The organism is Phormidium sp. CCY1219 (genome assembly GCF_035615515.1).
GTDB lineage: Bacteria > Cyanobacteriota > Cyanobacteriia > Cyanobacteriales > Laspinemataceae > CCY1219.
On sequence record NZ_JAJENT010000435.1, the window covers coordinates 1 to 556 of the forward strand.

General features: G+C 60.4%; 1 protein-coding gene. It reads right to left on the minus strand.

Annotation, left to right across the window (positions count from 1 at the left end; all coding sequences use genetic code 11):
• Positions 1-556, minus strand: a 556-nt coding sequence (locus LKK83_RS31995) for a hypothetical protein (RefSeq protein ID WP_324630978.1), incomplete at both ends; no start/stop codon positions are given.

The following is a 556-nucleotide window of genomic DNA, read 5'->3' on the forward strand; positions in this document are numbered from 1 at the left end:
TTATCGGTATTTTCTTGCAGGAGTTGTTGCAGTTGCCGGTTTTCCCGTTCGAGGCGATCGCGATCGGCTTGCAATCCGCGAATCAGTGCCGCCGCTTTATCCGCTTCTTTCAGTTGGGCGCTCAGGTCGCGCACCTGCTTTTCTAACTCCGCCACCCGGTCGGATTGCGAGACTACTGCGGGGGTGAAGTTCTGCTGGCGCAAGGCGTTGTCCAAGTGGCCCTGCTGCGGGATAATTTTCCCCTCTTTCGCATCTTCCCGGGGGAGATAATGGACTCCGGCGCGCAACTGTTGGGACGGCTCTAGGGGGTCTTCCGGTGCGGCGGAGTTGGGTTTGGTCCGGCGGGCTGGTTGTTTCGCAGGATCCAGCAACTTTTCGGCGTCCCAGTCGGTGAGGTGGCGAACCGCCTCGAGGAGGTGGTTGGTGAGGACTGCGGGGCTTTCCCCTTGGTGGGCTAAACGCGCCGCTTCCGCTTGCAAGGTGGCGAGGTCTTCTGAGGAAGCGCCATAGGTCTTGGCCACTAACTGCCAATCGGCTTGGGTTGCTGAGTCCCCCA